We start from the raw sequence: 17,593 nt of genomic DNA on the forward strand, positions 1-17,593 counted from the left end.
TCACCGCTGATCGGGCTACCGCAGCTCGAAGGTGGGGCACAAAGTGGGGCAGGCGAGATGGCTCGGGCGCTGAACAAGCTGAGTGCGAAGGCGGTGGGCTCGCTCGTCAAGCAGCCGGGCACCCATTCTGACGGTGGTGGTCTCTACCTAAAGGTCGATGGAAACGGCGCTCGCTGGCTCTTCATGTTCAAGCGTAACGGTGAGAACCGACGCGAAATGGGGCTCGGCGGCGCGGTGGGCGCCAATGCGGTATCGCTTGCCGATGCCCGCGCGGCCGCTTCGGACGCCCGAGATCTGCTGGCCAACGGCATCGATCCCATCGCGGAGCGCAAGCGGCAGGGCCATCGGGCAGCTGCAGTGACATTCGGCGAGGCGGCGCTGGCGCATATCGAGCGCAAGCGCGGCGGCTGGAAGAATGCCAAGCACGGGCAGCAGTGGGGCAACAGCCTCCAGCAGCATGGGGCAAAGCTCTGGGCGATACCGGTCGCGGACGTCGACACAGAGGCAGTTCTCGCCTGCCTCCAGCCGATCTGGCTGAAGATCCCCGAGACCGCTTCACGCGTTCGGCAGCGGATCGAGGCCATACTCGATGCCGCCAAGGCATTGAAGTTGCGCGAAGGCGAAAACCCGGCGCGCCTGAAGGGCCATCTCGACCATCTGCTCGCTAAGGCCAAGAAGAGTGGTGCCGGACATCATGCGGCGTTGCCGTGGCAAGAGGTCCCAGCCTTCCTAGTCGATCTCCGCGAGCGCAAAGGGATGGCGCCGCGCGCGCTGGAGTTCCTGATCCTGACGGCCGGACGCACTGGCGAGGTTCTGGGGGCAACCTGGGCCGAGATCAATCTGAGGGAGCAGACCTGGCTGGTGCCGGCCGAGCGCATGAAGGCAGGCGTCGCGCACCGCGTGCCGCTGACCGATGCGGCTATTCAGCTCCTCAAATCCATCCGTCTTGAGGGTGCCGAACCATCGGATGCGGTGTTCCCCAGCCAGGACCTGAAGCGGCCGATGTCGAATATGGCGCTGTTGCAACTCCTGAAGCGCATGAACGCGAATGACCGGACGACGGCGCACGGACTGCGCAGCTCCTTCCGCCAATGGGTCCAGGATAATCGTCCGAGCGATCGCGATGCGGCGGAGGCCGCACTTGCCCATCAGCTTGGTGACGACGTCGAGCGCGCCTATGCCCGATCCGACCTGTTCGCCCGCCGGATCGCGCTGATGGAAGGGTGGTCGGATTTCGTTGAAGGGGTCGCAGGGGCCAACGTGGTCCAGATGCGGCGAGCTTGATCCATGCAGGAGGATGACGGGAACGCCGGCGTGTCGGCTGATTGGCAAGAGGACAAAGACGACGCTACCCTGAAACTTCGCAAAGAAGCGTTCTTGGAGCGGGATGCTGGCCCACCAGAGGACCCAGACCAATGGTGGCTGCAAGCTCCGATCCTAGAGCACCATGAGAAACTGGTCAGCATTCTCTCGACGAGGATGAAAGCCGACGCCATAGCAGCGAGCGGGTTTGCGAGAGAGGTCCTAATCCTCGCATTTGAGCATCGCCTCGGCGTCAGCCTTTCAAGTCTGGAGATAGACCCCCGCCGAAAGCAGCATGATGAGACGTTGGCACTAATCAAACGCGTTGAAACGCCACTCCTGGAACGAGGAGCACCGCCAGCGCCACGGGACTATATCGACGCGGTCGCTGTCATGTGGTTTTGGGTCTTTGGACGGAAGCCGGGTTGGGCGCTGGACGCGACAACGCCATTCGTTGAGTGCTGTCAGATCGCTTTTGAAGCGGCCCACGGTGAGACCCGTGGGTTTACGCGCGACACATTCAAAGGAATGAGAACTCGATTGGACGAAACCGGCGCCTGGTCCAAAGCATGGCATCCACGGTTAAGGCCGTTCGCGGGATCTGGAGGGGACGCGGATGTCACGACCGGGCATCTCGCGGACGAGGCCAGCTCGTAGGTTTGCTTCAAACTCCGCGATCTTCTCCGCTGCACCCTGCTCAAGCTCAGGGACGCGCTCACGCAGCTCTTTCTGACCTAGCCAGCGCAGCAGGCGGCTCAAGCTCCGTGGCGGCGGGCTGAACTGCGGAAATCGGTTGTGCGGCCGGGCCGCGCCGATTGCCAGCCGAAATCGATCCCACAACGGCAGTGGTGGGAGGGGCAGTTCGAACTGCCTGCGGAAGCCGGACACGAGGGCGCTGATCGATTGGTAGCTGTCGCCATGCCGGACGGTGACCCACCGCTCGCCGGCGATGAACTTCTCCCTCAGATCGTCGAGGTAGGATTGCGCAGCGGGAGTCGGCATGCCGTCGCGCCCCCGCGCCATCAACATGTTGCCACCATCGGTGAAGAAGACGCTGCCCATCCCGACCAAGCGAATCTCCTTCCGCTCCTCATAGGCGTGCTGGACCTTCACGAGTTCAGGGTCGCCTGGGTACAGGCTGCCGATTGGCGCGGGTTCGCGGGCTTCGGTCATGATTGCCTAGGCTGGAGTTCTGAAGGGTCAGGCACTCTAGCGACGGCGAGATTCCCCCATCAAGACCGCGCAACAGCTCCAATCCGCACAAATTCGAATCAGTCTGCTCGTTCCGATTCGGAGCATTGATCAATCGATTGGGCCGAAGCGCGCCCGCAACCAAGGAGGCACCATTTCAGACCGAAGAACGGGGTCATGGAGTGTATCGAGGAACCGGTGCAGCGCCGCCTGCCTCAGTTTTCCAACGCTGCGGAATATACCCCCATCACACGAGGTCGCTCTGACCAGCCAGGACTCAACGTGACGGCCACCGAGCCGGATTGATTGAGAAACCTGAAGGGACATGATGAACACCAACACCCCCATCACCGCCATTGCTACCAAGCCGGCGCGCCGCCTGATCGCCAAGACGGACGTGTGCGACGCCTACGTCATCTCGCCCGCGACGCTCGACCGCCTGATCCGCCATAAGGGCTTCCCGCACATCAAGATCGGCTCCCGCACGCTTTTCCGCGTTGAGGATGTCGAGGCCTTCTTCGCGGGACGTGTTCGCTGCAACTCCTAAGCAGCCACGGGTAGGCCAATCCGGCATTTTTGCCACGAGACTGGCCTACTTCTCCCAACTCCCTGACGCCACTCCGCGTCTCGGTCGCCCCCTGCACTAATGAAAGCGAGCCCGACGCCCCGCGACATTGTTGCGGGGCCGCCTCTCTCGAAAGCCGATCACGGAGACGGCAGGCCCCATGTCCAAGCACCTGAAGCTCAACAAGACGAAGGTCAACCAGTCCGGCCGCGAGAGCCTCGGAAAGCGTGCCGAGCGTGTCAGCGCATTCCATATCCGCGTCTACGCCTGGTTGACCAACAGCCCGCGCTGGAAGGCTGCGACGCCGCTGGCACGCGCGGCCCTGTTTGAGTTCATGGCGTGTGACAACGGCAACAATAACGGCCAGATCTATATGGGCAGCCGCGATCTTGCCGGTCGTCTGGGGGCCCGGGGACCTGCGACGGCCGATCGCGCAATTCGCTCTTTGCGCGAGAACGGCCTCCTCATCCTGGCGCGTGAGGGCAGCAAGGGACCTAGGGGCGAGCGGGCGAGCGAATGGCTCCTGCCCTTCATCAAGGACAGCCGGCCGGGCGCGCCGCCGACTCCTTTCGCCGCGGAGTGGAACAAGGCCCGAAAGCACCATCAGGAGTTCGCGAAGCTGGACGTCGAGACGATGCGCACGCCGGCCTGGCGTCATCTGTCTCCGACGGCTCGCCTCCTGCTCGTCGCGCTGATCTTCACGTCCAAGCGCCGAAATCCCATCGAGATCAGCAACGACGAGGCGGGCCAGCTGATCGGTGCCAGCGACGATACCGGCCGGCGCGCCCTCAACGAGCTTCAGGGGAAGGGCTTCATCGAGAACAAGGTGCTCGGCCGTGCGCTGGTCGGGCCCCGCGTCACGGCGACCTACACCATCGACTTGTTCCAAACCCCTGCCGGCGTGCTGTTCACCCCGGCCGCTGCCCGCTATCGCCTCTGGGGGCCGGGCAAGGACTTTCCCGTCTACCACACCTCAAAGAAGAAATCGGCCTCAGATCCGGTGCACCTCGGCCTCATGAGCGGAACACTGGAGTATGGGTCCGGCCTCAAAAGCGGAACACTGCAAGGCGATCTGACTCCATTCTCGGCCTCAAAAGCGGAACACACTCATCTGTCCATCTGTCCGGCGGAGGCCGAGGAGGCGCCGATTTCTCCGATGACGGCCGAACCGATCGCCCTCACCGAGGACGAGCACGCTAGGGCGCTGATCGAGGAGTATCGCTCGCCGCGACGTGAGGCCATCGTCGCGATCAAGCCTGTGGTCGCTGCTCCGCGCCCCTACCAGATCATTGCGGACTTCCTCGGCGAGATCGCCATCGAGCCGTATCTCAAGTGGGGGCTCCAAAGCCACTGCCAGCCGGGAGCTGTCTGCGAACGTGCGGGAACTGAACGCCTCAAGCGCGAGGCGCACCGTGCTCTCAAGGAGCGCTTGCGGACTTTCATGCCCGTCCGGGTCTATCGTCGCCTGCTCCTCATCACCGTGGCGGACGTCGAGGCCGCCATGCGTGTCGAGACATTGGGCGATATGCACCCATATGCGATCAGCTTGGCCAACGAGCGTATCGTGGCGCGCCTGGTCGCTATAGCCGAAGACGAAAATGTTGACGGACGCCAGGCCTTTCTCGCCGAGACGGAGCGCCGGATGCTGGAGGCCTCGGCCTACGAGGGCGCCGACCTGCCAGGGATCGGCCGCTGGTTCGAGGGGCTGATGGCGCATCTCGCCGCCAATGGCGGTCAGCCCGTTTCGACGCTGCTGGATCTGCTGAGAGCGCGAGACGCGGTGCGCATCGGGTTTTGAACGGGCCGATCGCTAAACGATAGGCGTTTGCCGGCGTTGCGAGAGTCGCTGAGTCCGATTGCGAAGGGTGCCCGCTGGGGCAGTAGCGAGCGTCCGCCGGTGCCCGCCCTCGACTCCTGTAGGACGAGCCGGTTGGCCAGCTAAGAGCGCCGGATTTTACGAGTATCGCGCGCCCTATATCGCGCTTGGCTCAGATCGCAAATGATCGTCGCCGCCGGACCGCCTTTGTGTTGACGGGTGTTGACGGGTGTTGACGCCTGAACGCGTACCACAGCTAGGTAGGGGACGTGGCTGAATGGTGTGCCCTCGCGCGTTACGCGCTCGCCCATCACAGGCGCCCATGAGCCGAGAGCAACTGTGGGATTGAGGATCGGCTAGCCATGCTGGTATCAAGCACGTACGGACGCGTGTGAGGCAGCTGTTCCTGCGGAGGCTACATGGACCGACGGGATAAGCTGCGCCTAAGCGAGATTGATATTTGCGACCTTTTCATTACGCCCGCGATCAAGAGCGCCGGCTGGGATCCGCTGACACAAATCCGACGTGAAGTGACGCTTACACCTGGTCCTGTCATTGTTCGTGGTAATCTGTCTTCAAGGAACAAAAAGAAGAAGAAATTTGCAGACTATGTCCTGTCTTGGAAGCTATCGCTTCCGATCGCTATCGTTGAAGCCAAGGACAACAATTTTTCGGTTTCCCACGGTTTGCAGCAAGCCCTTGGCTATGCAGACATCTTACAACTGCCGAGCGCATTTAGCTCAAACGGGGATGGTTTCGCGTCGCACAACAAAACAGCAGCGGCGGGTGAGGACATAGAGACAGAGTTTCCGCTCGATCATTTTCCTCCGCCACACGAGCTGTGGAGCCGATACAAGACGTTTCACAATATCGCGGATCAAGAAGTCGCGCTTGTTGAACAGCCCTACCATGTCGATTCTGACGGCAAGGAGCCTCGCTACTATCAAGTGGAGGCAATCAACCGAACCGTAGAGGCAATCGCTAAAGGGCAGAAGCGCATCCTGCTCGTGATGGCGACCGGTACGGGGAAAACTTACACGACATTCCAGATCATTTGGAGACTTTGGAAGGCCAGAAAAGCGAAGCGAATCCTGTTCCTCGCCGACAGAAACATCCTCGTCGATCAAACGCTGGTCAATGACTTCAAGCCCTTTGGCGCGGTCATGACCAAGGTGAAAAATCGGAAGGTCGATCCGGCCTATGAGGTCCACCTCGCGCTGTATCAGGCGCTGACCGGTCAGGAGGAATCCGATAAGATTTTTAAGTCCGTTTCGCGTGACTTCTTCGATCTTATCGTTGTGGACGAATGTCATCGGGGAAGCGCGGCCGAGGATTCAGCGTGGCGTGAAATCCTCGACTATTTCAATGGCGCGGTTCAAATCGGTATGACGGCCACGCCCAAGGAGACAGAGTACGTTTCCAACATCACCTACTTTGGCGACCCGGTTTACACCTACACGCTCAAGCAGGGCATCGAAGACGGCTTCCTGGCGCCGTATAAGGTGATCCGTATCGATATCGACCGGGATGTCGAGGGCTGGACCCCGCCACCCGGAATGGTCGATGACCTCGGCAACCAGGTTGAGGAACGCGAATACAATCAGAGGGATATGGATCGCATTCTGGTCCTCAACCAGCGAACCAAGCTCGTTGCAGAACGTGTGATGAAGCTGCTTCGGGCAACGGACCCGATGTCGAAGACCATCATCTTTTGCGAGGACATCGACCACGCAGAGCGGATGCGCAAGGCGATTGTCAACGCAGCTGGCGACTTGGCTCGCAACAACTCGAAATACGTCATGCGTATTACGGGTGACAGTACCGAAGGCAAGGCGGAGTTGGACCGGTTCATCGACCCCGAAGAGCCATATCCCGTTATCGCCACCACCTCTCAGCTCCTTACGACGGGTGTAGACGCCAAAACCTGCAAGCTGATCGTCCTCGACCGCACGATCAACTCGATGACCATGTTCAAGCAAATTATTGGGCGTGGCACACGGATCGACGAGGACAATAACAAGTTCTTTTTTACGATCATGGATTTTAAGAAGGCCACCGAGTTGTTCCGAGATCCGGCCTTCGATGGCGAGCCGGTTGTCATCTACGAGCCCGGCAACGACGATGATCCTGTGCCACCTGATCCAGAGCCGGAGGATGAAGATGCCCCCGGTGGCGATGGCTCGGACGATGAACCTGGAGTCACCAAAATTCGCATTAGCGGTGTGGATGCGCAGATCATCGCCGAGCAGATCCAATATGTTGGGCCAGATGGCCAACTGATCACTGAATCCTATCGCGAGTTCGCCCGTAAGCAGATCATCTCGGAGTATCGGTCGCTGGATCAGTTCATCCAGAAATGGCGCGTGAGCGATCGCAAAAAGGCGATCATCGACGAGTTGGAAGAGCATGGCATCGTGCTCTCCAACCTGGCGGACGAGGTTGGCAAGGACATCGGCGATTTCGATCTGCTGTGCCACATTGCCTACGATCAGCCGCCACTCACGCGTCGAGAGCGGGCCGAGAAGGTCAAGAAACGGAACTATTTCGCCAAATACGGCGACAAGGCTAGAGCCGTTCTGGAAGGGCTGCTCGACAAATACGCGGATGAAGGCATAACCACGATTGAGGAAACGAAGGTGCTTCGGCTGACGCCCTTTGCGGACATCGGGACCCCGACTGAGATCATCAACGGGGCGTTTGGCGGCAAGGCGAAGTACGAGCAGGCCCTCAACGAACTAGAAGATCAGATTTACGGGCAGGCATCGAACGAATGAGCAACATCTCGGGTATCATCAAGTCCATTCAGGACATCATGCGCAAAGACGCCGGCGTCGATGGCGATGCGCAGCGCATCGGTCAGATGGTCTGGATGTTCTTCCTCAAGATTTACGATGACCGGGAAGTCGAACTGGAACTCGTCGAAGACGATTATAAATCCCCCTTGCCGGAGCATCTGCGCTGGCGGAGCTGGGCGGCCAACAAGGAAGGGCTGACGGGCGAAGGCCTCGCCGAGTTCGTCAACCTTCAACTCTTCCCAAAGCTGAAAACGCTCGTGCCGCCACCCGGCGATCTTGGACGCAAAGCGTCGGTTGTTCGTGATGTCTTCGAAGACGCGAACAATTTCATGAAGAACGGTACACTGATCCGGCAAGTGATCAACAAGATCAACGAGATCGATTTCAACAGCCGCGAAGACCGACACACCTTTGGTGCGATCTACGAGCAGATTCTCAAGGACTTGCAAAGCGCGGGAAATGCCGGCGAGTTCTACACACCACGCGCCGTGACAAAGTTCATCATCAACCGGCTGAACCCGAAGCTCGATGAGATCGTGTTCGATCCGGCCTGTGGCACGGGTGGCTTTCTGTCCTGCGCCGTGGAGCACAAGCGAAAGTTGGTGAAGTCGCCGACCGATGAGGAAACGCTCCGGCGCACCATTCATGGCGTGGAGAAGAAGGCTCTCCCGCACATGCTTTGCGTGACGAATATGATCCTTAACGGGATTGACACGCCATCGGGCATCAAGCACGGCAACACGCTTTCAAAGCCGTATCGGGATTACGGCGACAAGGATCGCGTCCATGTCATCGCGACCAACCCGCCTTTCGGCGGCATGGAAGAGGATGGCATCGAGAACAACTTCCCTTCGCATCTGCGCACGCGGGAAACAGCCGATCTCTTCATGGCGCTGATCATCAAACTGCTGCGCTCACATGGTCGCGCGGCTGTGGTGCTGCCTGATGGCTTCCTCTTCGGCGAAGGCACGAAATCGACTCTCAAGCAGCAGCTTCTGGAGGAGTGCAACCTCCATACGATCGTGCGCCTGCCAAATGGCGTTTTTGCACCCTATACCGGCATCAAGACGAACATCCTGTTCTTCACCAAGGGCGTTCCGACCAAGGATATCTGGTTCTACGAGCACCCCTACCCGGAAGGCGTGACGAGCTACAATAAGACCAAGCCGATGCAGTTCGAAGAGTTTCAGACCGAACAAGATTGGTGGGGCACCGAGTCGGATGGCTTCAAGGCGCGCAAGCCGACCGAACAGGCCTGGAAGGTGAGCGCGGCTGAGATTGCTGCCAATGGCCATAATCTCGATCGGAAGAACCCTCATCAGGCGGCAGCGGTAGACCACGATCCGGAGGCACTGTTGATCGCCTACGGCGACACGCAGAAATCCATCCAGTCCTTGCGCGACGAGCTGAAGGCGATCCTCTCCGACGCCCTGTCACGGTGAGCGACATGGCAAACGTTGCAGACATTCTGACCGACAACCTGGACATCTGGACGAGCGCGATTGAGCGTCGGTCCACGGCAGGACGTGGGAGATCGAAGAAATTCAGCCTCTACGGCATTGAGAAGCTGCGTGCGCTCATTCTGGATTTGGCCGTGCGCGGAAAGTTGGTTCCGCAGGACCCAAATGAAGAGCCCGCGTCGGTGCTATTGGAGAGCATAGCGAAAGACCGCAAAACTCGGTTGAAACCGAGAACGGCAGATTTTCGCGCTGCACCAAAGATACTGAATAGGACCCTCCCAAACGGCTGGTGTATTGCTCGTCTTGATTGTCTTGCGAATTCCCAAGCTGGGTTCGCGTTCAAATCAAACGACTTCAATGAGATTGGGGCAGGTCTTCCACTGATTCGTATTCGCGATGTGGGGCTTCAATTTTCTGGCACATACTACAGCGGCGAGTATCGTGAAGAGTTTGTCGTCACCGAGGGTGACTACCTGATCAGCATGGATGGTGAGTTTCGGGTGGCAGTTTGGACCAATGGGCCCGCGCTACTGAATCAACGAGTTTCTCGTCTGCAATTCTATTCCGATAAAATCGCAAAACAGTATGTGGTAATTGATCTGCAAAAGCAGCTGTCGAAGCTACAAGGCGTCAAAGCCTACACGACAGTTGACCATCTATCTGGAAAGCAGATTTCGGAAGCTGAGATTGCGCTTCCTCCCCTAGCCGAGCAGCATCGGATCGTCGCGAAGGTCGATGAATTGATGGCCCTGTGCGATCGGCTGGAAGCGCAGACCTACGATGCGATCGAGGCGCATGAGCTACTGGTCGGCAACCTCCTCGCCACATTGCCGAGAAGCCAGAACGCCGAGGAACTGGCCGAGAATTGGGCGCGCATTGAAACCCATTTCGACACGCTCTTGACCACCGAAGCCAGCGTCGATCAGCTGAAGCAGACCATTCTGCAACTCGCTGTGATGGGCAAACTCGTCCCGCAGGACCCGAACGATGAACCGGCGTCGGAGCTCCTTAGCAGGATAGCTGCCGCAAAAAGCCGTATGATTTCAATTGGAAAGCTTAAGTCGACGAAGTCGCCTCCACCGATTAGGGCCAACGAAAGACCGTTTCAATTGCCGGTCGCTTGGCAATGGTGTCGCCTTAGTGAAGCGATCGACGTCAGAGATGGTACGCACGATTCTCCGAAGGACGCCACAGGCAACGAGACTTTCCCTCTCGTAACGAGCAAAGATTTTAAGAATGGGAAAATTGATTTTGAAAATGCCCGACGTATATCTGCTGAAGACCATTTTATTATATCAAAGCGGTCCCTAGTTGAGCGAGATGATATTCTGTTTTCGATGATAGGAGGAAATTTAGGAAATCAGGTGCAGGTCAAGACAGACGAACAATTCAGCGTAAAAAATGTGGCGTTGTTTAAGTATTACGATCGAAATATGACATTACCAGAATTTATTAAGATTTTTTTAGAGAATATAGCATTCGATCTGCAGATAAAGGCATCGGGTGGGGCGCAGCCGTTTGTTTCACTGGGTTATCTGAGGGCCGTTATTTTTGCATTACCGCCCGTCGAGGAACAACGGCGTATCGTCGCTAAGGTCAAAGAATTATTCCGCCACCTTGATTTGATACGCGAAGCTTTTAATTGCACTCGTGTAGCGCAGGTAAGCTTTGCTGACGCTATCGCTTCCAAAGCCGTGTCTTAAGCCCCATGCGCCTGAAATCGGTTCTCATCAGCCAGTACAAGAACCTCAAAAACTTTACGCTGACATTTGAGGGCGATAGCTTCATCGATATTTTCGTTGGTAAGAACGGCTCGGGAAAATCCAACTTTCTCGAAGCCCTGATTGAAATTTTTGACCACGTTTACGGCTTCACGGCGAGCGGTGTTGGCCCAGGGTTCGAATACGAGATCGCATGGGATATCGGCGGCAAGACCACGACGCTCCGTTGGCACGGCGGACAGATGTTCATCAACGGCGTCGTGCGACAACAGCTCGGCAAGACGCCGATGCCAGTCAACATCATCGTCTATTATTCCGGCCAGAACGACACTGTTGCGGCGCTGATCCGTCGATACCGCGACACATATCGGCGCTCGGTGAGGAAGGCCAATGTCGCCGAAAGCCCGCGTTTCATCGGCATCGGGCCGGACTACAAGACCTTGCTTTTGGCCTTGATGCTGATGCTCCCTGAGGCCTCGCAAGCCCGGGAGTTCCTGCGCATTAAGCTCGGCATTGAGGCAACGGGCGGAACAACCCGGCTGGCGCTCCGCAGGCCGACAGTTGCTCACCGAACCAGATATTTCGACCCGCTAGACAACACGCAGTTGTTCTGGGGCGTCAAAGGCATCGCCCGGACATTCCTCGACCAGCTGATGCTCTGCATCGTTGGAGGTTTCACGCCCGCATCGCTCTATGACCGCGCCACTGACACCTATGAGCTTGGTATCGATGTCATCAAATTCCGCGAGGTTTTCGCGGCTCTGCCGCCTGTCGAGGTGTTTTGTGAGTTCAACGCACTAAGGGCGCTCAACATGATCGCGGATATCTCAATCCCGGTTCGGTTGGCGGCCAACGCTGAGGTGTCATCTCGTGCCTTCAGCGACGGGCAATTCCAATCCGTCTACCTCTTCGCGATTTCCGAGCTGTTCAAGGATCGCGAATGCATCACGCTGCTGGACGAGCCAGACGCCTTTCTTCATCCGGAATGGCAGTTCGACTTTCTCCACCAGACGCTTGCGATCTCCGAGCAGGGTGCACGAACAAACCACATCCTGATGAGCAGCCATAGCGCCTCGACAATCGCTGCGAAGGTCGAATGCCGGATCAGGCAGATTGAATTCATAGGCGGAAGAACCGAAGCGCGGGAAAAGGGCAGGGGCGAGCTGATCAAGTCACTGTCAGCAGGGCTGATCACGTTCTCGGAGAAAGAAGCGGCACTCAGCATCGACCGGGTGCTCAAGAACACCACCCAGCCCGTGTTGTTCACAGAAGGCATCTCCGATGTGATAATCCTGCGGACGGCTTGGGATTGCACGTTCCCCGGACAAGATTGCCCGTTTGAAATCGAGCAAGCTTTCGACTGCGCCTTCCTGCGCAATCTCATGAAGCGGCAGTCTCTCTATGACGGGAACCAGGGCCGAAAATTTTTTGCACTCTTCGATTTCGACGGTGCCTACCAAGATTGGTCGCAACTCGGTGATCTCATCGAGCCCGATATCGAAAAGTGCCTTACCGTCAAGCGACGGAATTGCGAGGGATACGCAATGCTCCTGCCAGTACCGGCAGACCTTAGCATTCGCAATCAAGTATGGAATGCCAATGCAAACCGGACGTTCGAGGGGGAGTCACGGCTGAGCATTGAGCTTCTATTGAAAGACACCCCCGGCATCGATCAGCATTTTGCGGTGGACGTAAACGACAGGGCTGGTTGGATTAAGTTCAATGGGGACAAGCTGAGGTTCGCGGCTGAGGTCGTGCCGCAAATCCCGCCCCAGCATCTCATTGTGTTCAAGCCAATCTTCGATTTCGTTCTTTCGCGGATTTAGGAAGCTACGCGCTATCAGGCTTAGATCCAGCACCCCCTAAACGCAAAGCGTGAGTGGGGCAACGAGTGGGGCAAACAACCAGCCGCAGGAAAAAAGTGAGTGGTTGCAGATATATAAGGAGCATATTTGGCGGACTCCCTCTCCGCCATTATCGCTTATATGTCAGTGATTTAGCTTTATTGAGAGACTAGTCCTCCATTCGACTGCCTACGCGAAAATGTTCCAGATGCGCGATCTCGCGCGATTTGGCCCCTTGGCGATGCGCTGAGATCCTGAAGCACCACGGAATTCAAGCGCTGACAGCGCTTGCCCATCACAGGGGCCAAGGGCGCGCAGGGCAAATCTATCGACGCTCGATCAGAAGAATGCGTTTGGAGACATCACTGACCCAAACCTGCAGTGGCTCACTCCAGGTCGTGGCTGGGGAGCCATCCCAACCGATCAGCTAATGTTCTGTGGGAGAATCCTGAATTGGGCCGTTGGATCAGGCTCGCGCCGCGGCTGGGTTGGATAATCCCTCAGGAAAGCCAGACCGGGTTGGTCCAGGCGCGTCGTCCGGCGGAATCGGCGACGACCAACCGGACGAATCCACCCGGCATCAGTCCGGCAAGCGGCAGGGTCGCGCGGGTCGTTCCAGGCTCGACGATCTGGGTCGCCCTGGAGCCGCGGCCAAGCGCCATGATGGACGAGGCCGGCGAGCAGGTAATCTCCACCTGGTCCTCGGCAAACCGCACGTCCTCGATTACCGGTCCCTGGCTTGAATAGAAGGCGCCGGCCTTGAGGGCCGCGACCAGCGCGTCGGGTTCGTTGGCTTCGGCCTTGACCATGACATAGCCGCCGAACGCGTCGGCGCAGTGGAAATGGGCGTCATCCGTCGCGCACAGATTGATCCGCCGGCCATCTGCCAGCAACTGGTCGATCAGATAGGCGCCGTCGCCGCGGTCGGTGCGCACCTGGCTCGTGTGATTATAAATCTCGACCGCATGGGCGCCGGGAATGGTCGCTGCATCCGCCGTGCTGAGCGCATACCAGCCGGGGTGTGGCAGCGCGACGAAGGCGCCGGCATCCAGACAGCGCCGGGCGAGCGCCGCGCCGGTCTCGCCAGCCGTCGTATGGGCAAAATCGGCCGGCAGGCCGACGGCGAGAATGTGCCAGATCTCCCCAAGAGCGGTTGCCGGTGCATGCACCTCGGCACCGAGGATGGTGGTGAAGGTCTCGGTGCGAAATGGCACGGTATCGACGATCGGAAAGCTGTATTTCGGCAAGAAATGATCGGTGATGGCCAGGAAATCATAGCCAGCCTCGCGATAGGCCCGGCAGACGGCCTCCGGTGACCGGGCGCCGTCCGTCAGGTTGGTATGGGTGTGGATGTTGCCCTTGAAGAAGCGGCCGGCGGCGGAGAAGGCTGGATCATGCAACATGGATCGGCTGGCTCACGGGCTGAATGTCGGGTGCAATCGACCCGGCGGGACGACGGAAAGTGGCGGTGGCGGTGGCGGCTTCCAGCAACAGGCGGGTGTAGTCGCTGGTCGGATGGCTGAAAATGTCCGCCGTCCTGCCGGCATCGACAATGCGGCCATCCTTCATCACGATGACCTGGGGCGCCAGGCGCCAGATCACCGCGAGATCATGGGTGATGACGATCATGCTCGTGCCGTTGCGCCGCTGCAGGTCCTGCAGGCGGCCCAGCAACTGGGCCTGAACCGATGCATCGAGCGCGGAGGTGATCTCGTCGCAGACAAGCAGATCCGGCTCGGCGGCGAAGGCGCGCGCGATCGCGATCCGCTGCTGCTGGCCACCCGAGAGCTGCCGGGGATAGCGCTCCAGCAGGTCAGAGCTGAGGCCGAGCTCGCCGATCAGGTCGCCCGCGCGCGCGCGGGCCTTGGCCCGCGACAGCCCGAAGAACATCTGCAGCGGCCGCATGATGGCGGCGCCGACGGTCTGGCGTGGGTTGAGCGAGGAGAGCGGATCCTGGAACACGATCTGGATCCGCCGGCGGGCTTCGGCCGAGCGGGCACCGGCCGCCATCGCGATCGATCGGCCGTCGAGCGTCAGGCTGCCGCTATTGGGAGCAAGAAGGCCCGACAGAACCATGGCGAGCGTCGTCTTGCCGGACCCGGATTCGCCAATCACCCCGATCACGGAGCCGCGGTCGAGGGTGAGGTCGACACCGTCCAGCGACTTGCGCGCGGGCGCCCGCGCAAAGTCGAACAGCGAACCGCCGCGATAGGCAAAGTCGAGCGATCGCGCCTCGATCAGTTTCCCGCTTGGCGGCTGGTCGCCGGCAGGCGATGGGCCGTCGAGATCGAGGGAGGCCGCCAGCAGCGTCTTCGTATAGTCGGTGGCCGGCGCGGAAAACACGCGCGCGACCGGGCCCTGCTCGACGATCCTGCCGTCCTTCATGACGATGACGCGTTGGCAGACGCGGGCGACGACATTCAGGTCATGGCTGACCAGGACCAACGCCGACCCGCGGGCCTCGCGCAGGCGCTGCACGAGATCGAGCACCTGGGCCTCGGTGGTCTTGTCGAGCGCAGTCGTTGGCTCGTCGAGCACCAGCAGTTTGGGATCGCAGGCGAGCGCTGCGGCAATCACCACCCGCTGGCGCTGGCCGCCCGACAACTGATGGGGATAGCGGCCGACAATGCCCTGGGGATCCGGCAGACCCATTTCCGTGAACAGGTCGAGGGTGCGCTGGCGTGCGGCGCGGCGGTCGAGGCCGGCGCGTGCCATCAGGACCTCGTCGACCTGTCGGCCGACGGGGATGTGATAGGTGAGCGATGCCAGCGGGTTCTGCGGCACCATGGCGACCTTGAGGCCGCGGAGCGTGCCGATGGCCGAGCGGTCGGCCTGGGTTACGTCGAGGCCGTCGATCAGACATTGGCCGCCGGTGAACTGCCCGCCGCCGCGCAGATAGCCCAGAAGGGCGCGCGCCAGGGTCGACTTGCCCGAGCCGGATTCACCGACAATGCCGACTGTTTCGCCGCCCGCGATGGAGAGCGATACGCCGTTCAGGACGGTCGTGATCCCACCGTCGGCCGCGCCATAGCCAACGGACAGGTTCTCGACGCTGACCAGCGGATCAGTGACCGGATGTGCCACGGGCGGCCTCCAGTCCAAGCGCGTCGGCAATGCCTTCGGTCGCGAAATTGATTCCGATCACCAGGGTCGAAATGCACAGAGCCGGCGCCAGGATCAGCCACGGCTCCGAGCGAATGGATTGCAGCCCGTCGTGGATCATCATGCCCCAGTCGGGCGTCGGCGGCGAAATGCCGAGACCGAGGAAGGAGATCGCCGAGACCAACAGCAGCGCACTGGAGGACCTCAGCGCGAATTCGACCGTCAGCAGATCCGCGATATTGGGCAGCATCTCGCGCAGGATGATGGCGGCCCCGCTTTCACCGCGCAGTCGGGCGGCCTTCACATAACCCTGTTCCATCAGCACGATGCCCTGGGCTCGCGCGGTGCGGATCACGCCCATCATCTTGATCACGGTGATCACGCCGACCAGAACGCCAAGCGATTGGCCGAAGGCAGTGACGAACAGGGCGACCAGCAGGATGGCGGGAATGGCGAGCTTCATCTCGACCAGCCGCGAGACGATGTCGTCGAAGACGCCGCGATAATAGGCGCAGGCGAGACCAATCGTGCCCCCGACAAGGGCGGCGATGAAGCCGGAAATGAGGGCCGCCGCGATGCAGATGCGGCCTCCCAGCAGCACGCGAGACAGGAAGTCGCGTCCCAATTCATCGGTGCCGAGCCAGTAGCGCGCATCCGGCGGCTCGAGCGGCGCATCGAGCAGCTTGAACGGGTCGTGCGGAACCAGAAGTGGGGCGCAGAGCGCGACGCCCAAATGGGTGATCACCAGGACGAGACCCAGAAGGGTCAGAGGCCGGCGCAGGATGGCGGAGAGGGCTTTGCTCATGCCTGCCTCGTGCGCGGATCGAGGGCGAGGATCGCAAAATCGGCGGCAAGGTTGGCCGCAACTACGACCGCCGCCGAACAGAGCGCGATGGCCTGGATGACGTGGACCTCGCGGCGGGTCACGGCACGGACCAGCTCCTGGCCAAGGCCTGGATAGGCAAAGACCAGTTCCACAATGACGATACCGGAGACCAGGCTTGCGGCGTAGAGGGCGAGGGCGGTCAGACTCGGAATGATGGCGGCCGGCAGCGCGTGGATCAGTACGATCCGGGCCTCGGGAATGCCAGCGAGCCTCAGCCGCTCGACATAATCGCTCGCCAGCGCCTCGACCATTCCGGCGCGGAGAATGCGGGCAAGATAGGCAATGGAGCCGATGAGGATCGTTGCCACAGGCAAGGGTGAGGCCGCCAGAAGGGTCAGGACGGGATCGCGGGTATTGGCCGTGATTGTCGCGGGAAACAGCGGCCATGCCACCGCAAACAACATGACCAGCACGGTTCCCGTCACAAATTCAGGCACCGAATAGCCGATGATCGCGCCCGTCGAGACGATGTGGTCCGGCGTCCGGCGGTGCCAGTAGGCGGCGGCAATGCCGATCGCCAGCGCCAGCGGCAGGGCAAGCACAATGACGACGGCCGCCAGGAGGAGGGAGTTTCTCAAGGGATAGCCGATGATGTCGGCAACCGGCGCCTTCGAGATCAGGGTCTTGCCGAAGTCGAGGGTTGCCGCGCCGGCCAGGAATTCGCCAAGCCGCAGCAGCGCCGGACGATCGAGGCCGAGATCCCGCTTCATCTGCTGCAGCCGTTCCGGCGGCATCAGCGCGATCTCGTCTGCGGTCAGCGAAACGTCCAGGGCATCGCCCGGCATGATCTCGGTCGCCACGAAGATGAAGGTTGCCAGCAGGACCAGCGTCACGAGCGACAGGACGAGGCGGCGAACGACAGCCACGATCATGGCCGCCGTCCCATGGGTTCGCCCTGGCGCGAGAGGCTC

At 60.1% G+C, this 17,593-nt stretch carries 12 protein-coding genes; 7 read left to right on the forward strand and 5 right to left on the reverse strand.

Annotated features, from left to right (window positions below; genetic code table 11):
* Positions 1-57: 57 nt before the first annotated feature.
* Complete coding sequence (locus tag E8L99_RS05230) at positions 58-1,284, forward strand: tyrosine-type recombinase/integrase (protein WP_137098557.1); 1,227 nt, start codon at positions 58-60, stop codon at positions 1,282-1,284.
* Between the two features lie 600 nt (positions 1,285-1,884).
* On the opposite strand, the gene E8L99_RS05235 is transcribed toward E8L99_RS05230, so the two are convergent.
* Complete coding sequence (locus E8L99_RS05235; protein ID WP_137098558.1) at positions 1,885-2,475, reverse strand: hypothetical protein; 591 nt, start codon at positions 2,473-2,475, stop codon at positions 1,885-1,887.
* Between the two features lie 346 nt (positions 2,476-2,821).
* Here E8L99_RS05235 and E8L99_RS05240 point away from each other — a divergent pair, with 346 nt between their 5' ends.
* The 6 genes from E8L99_RS05240 (at position 2,822) to E8L99_RS05265 (ending at position 12,676) form a co-directional block, all read left to right on the forward strand.
* Entirely contained in the window at positions 2,822-3,040 is a 219-nt protein-coding gene (locus E8L99_RS05240) for a helix-turn-helix transcriptional regulator (RefSeq protein WP_137098559.1), read from the forward strand.
* Positions 3,041-3,218: 178 nt separating this feature from the next.
* Positions 3,219-4,856, forward strand: coding sequence for a hypothetical protein (locus E8L99_RS05245; RefSeq protein ID WP_137098560.1), 1,638 nt, complete (start codon positions 3,219-3,221; stop codon positions 4,854-4,856).
* A 437-nt stretch (positions 4,857-5,293) separates the two neighbouring features.
* Complete coding sequence (gene hsdR / locus E8L99_RS05250) at positions 5,294-7,648, forward strand: EcoAI/FtnUII family type I restriction enzme subunit R (RefSeq protein ID WP_137098561.1); 2,355 nt, start codon at positions 5,294-5,296, stop codon at positions 7,646-7,648.
* Positions 7,645-9,111 (forward strand): HsdM family class I SAM-dependent methyltransferase, encoded by a 1,467-nt coding sequence (locus E8L99_RS05255; protein WP_137098562.1) that lies wholly within the window; start codon positions 7,645-7,647, stop codon positions 9,109-9,111. The genes hsdR and E8L99_RS05255 overlap by 4 nt, the downstream gene beginning before the upstream one ends.
* A gap of 5 nt (positions 9,112-9,116) precedes the next feature.
* Positions 9,117-10,832, forward strand: coding sequence for a restriction endonuclease subunit S (locus tag E8L99_RS05260; protein WP_137098563.1), 1,716 nt, complete (start codon positions 9,117-9,119; stop codon positions 10,830-10,832).
* A 5-nt stretch (positions 10,833-10,837) separates the two neighbouring features.
* Complete coding sequence (locus E8L99_RS05265; RefSeq protein WP_137098564.1) at positions 10,838-12,676, forward strand: AAA family ATPase; 1,839 nt, start codon at positions 10,838-10,840, stop codon at positions 12,674-12,676.
* Between the two features lie 518 nt (positions 12,677-13,194).
* On the opposite strand, the gene E8L99_RS05270 is transcribed toward E8L99_RS05265, so the two are convergent.
* The 4 genes from E8L99_RS05270 to E8L99_RS05285 are packed head-to-tail and all read right to left on the reverse strand — an operon-like array spanning position 13,195 to position 17,554.
* Positions 13,195-14,097, reverse strand: a complete 903-nt coding sequence (locus E8L99_RS05270; protein ID WP_215907052.1) for a CehA/McbA family metallohydrolase domain-containing protein — start codon at positions 14,095-14,097, stop codon at positions 13,195-13,197.
* Positions 14,087-15,778 (reverse strand): dipeptide ABC transporter ATP-binding protein, encoded by a 1,692-nt coding sequence (locus E8L99_RS05275; protein ID WP_137098565.1) that lies wholly within the window; start codon positions 15,776-15,778, stop codon positions 14,087-14,089. The genes E8L99_RS05270 and E8L99_RS05275 overlap by 11 nt, the downstream gene beginning before the upstream one ends.
* Complete coding sequence (locus E8L99_RS05280) at positions 15,759-16,601, reverse strand: ABC transporter permease (protein WP_137098566.1); 843 nt, start codon at positions 16,599-16,601, stop codon at positions 15,759-15,761. Before E8L99_RS05280 ends, E8L99_RS05275 begins: the two co-directional genes overlap by 20 nt.
* Positions 16,598-17,554: an ABC transporter permease gene (locus E8L99_RS05285; protein ID WP_137098567.1), complete on the reverse strand. Its 957-nt coding sequence runs from the start codon at positions 17,552-17,554 to the stop codon at positions 16,598-16,600. The genes E8L99_RS05280 and E8L99_RS05285 overlap by 4 nt, the downstream gene beginning before the upstream one ends.
* Positions 17,555-17,593: the final 39 nt, after the last annotated feature.

The sequence above is a fragment of the Phreatobacter aquaticus genome (assembly GCF_005160265.1).
In the GTDB taxonomy this organism is placed as follows: domain Bacteria; phylum Pseudomonadota; class Alphaproteobacteria; order Rhizobiales; family Phreatobacteraceae; genus Phreatobacter; species Phreatobacter aquaticus.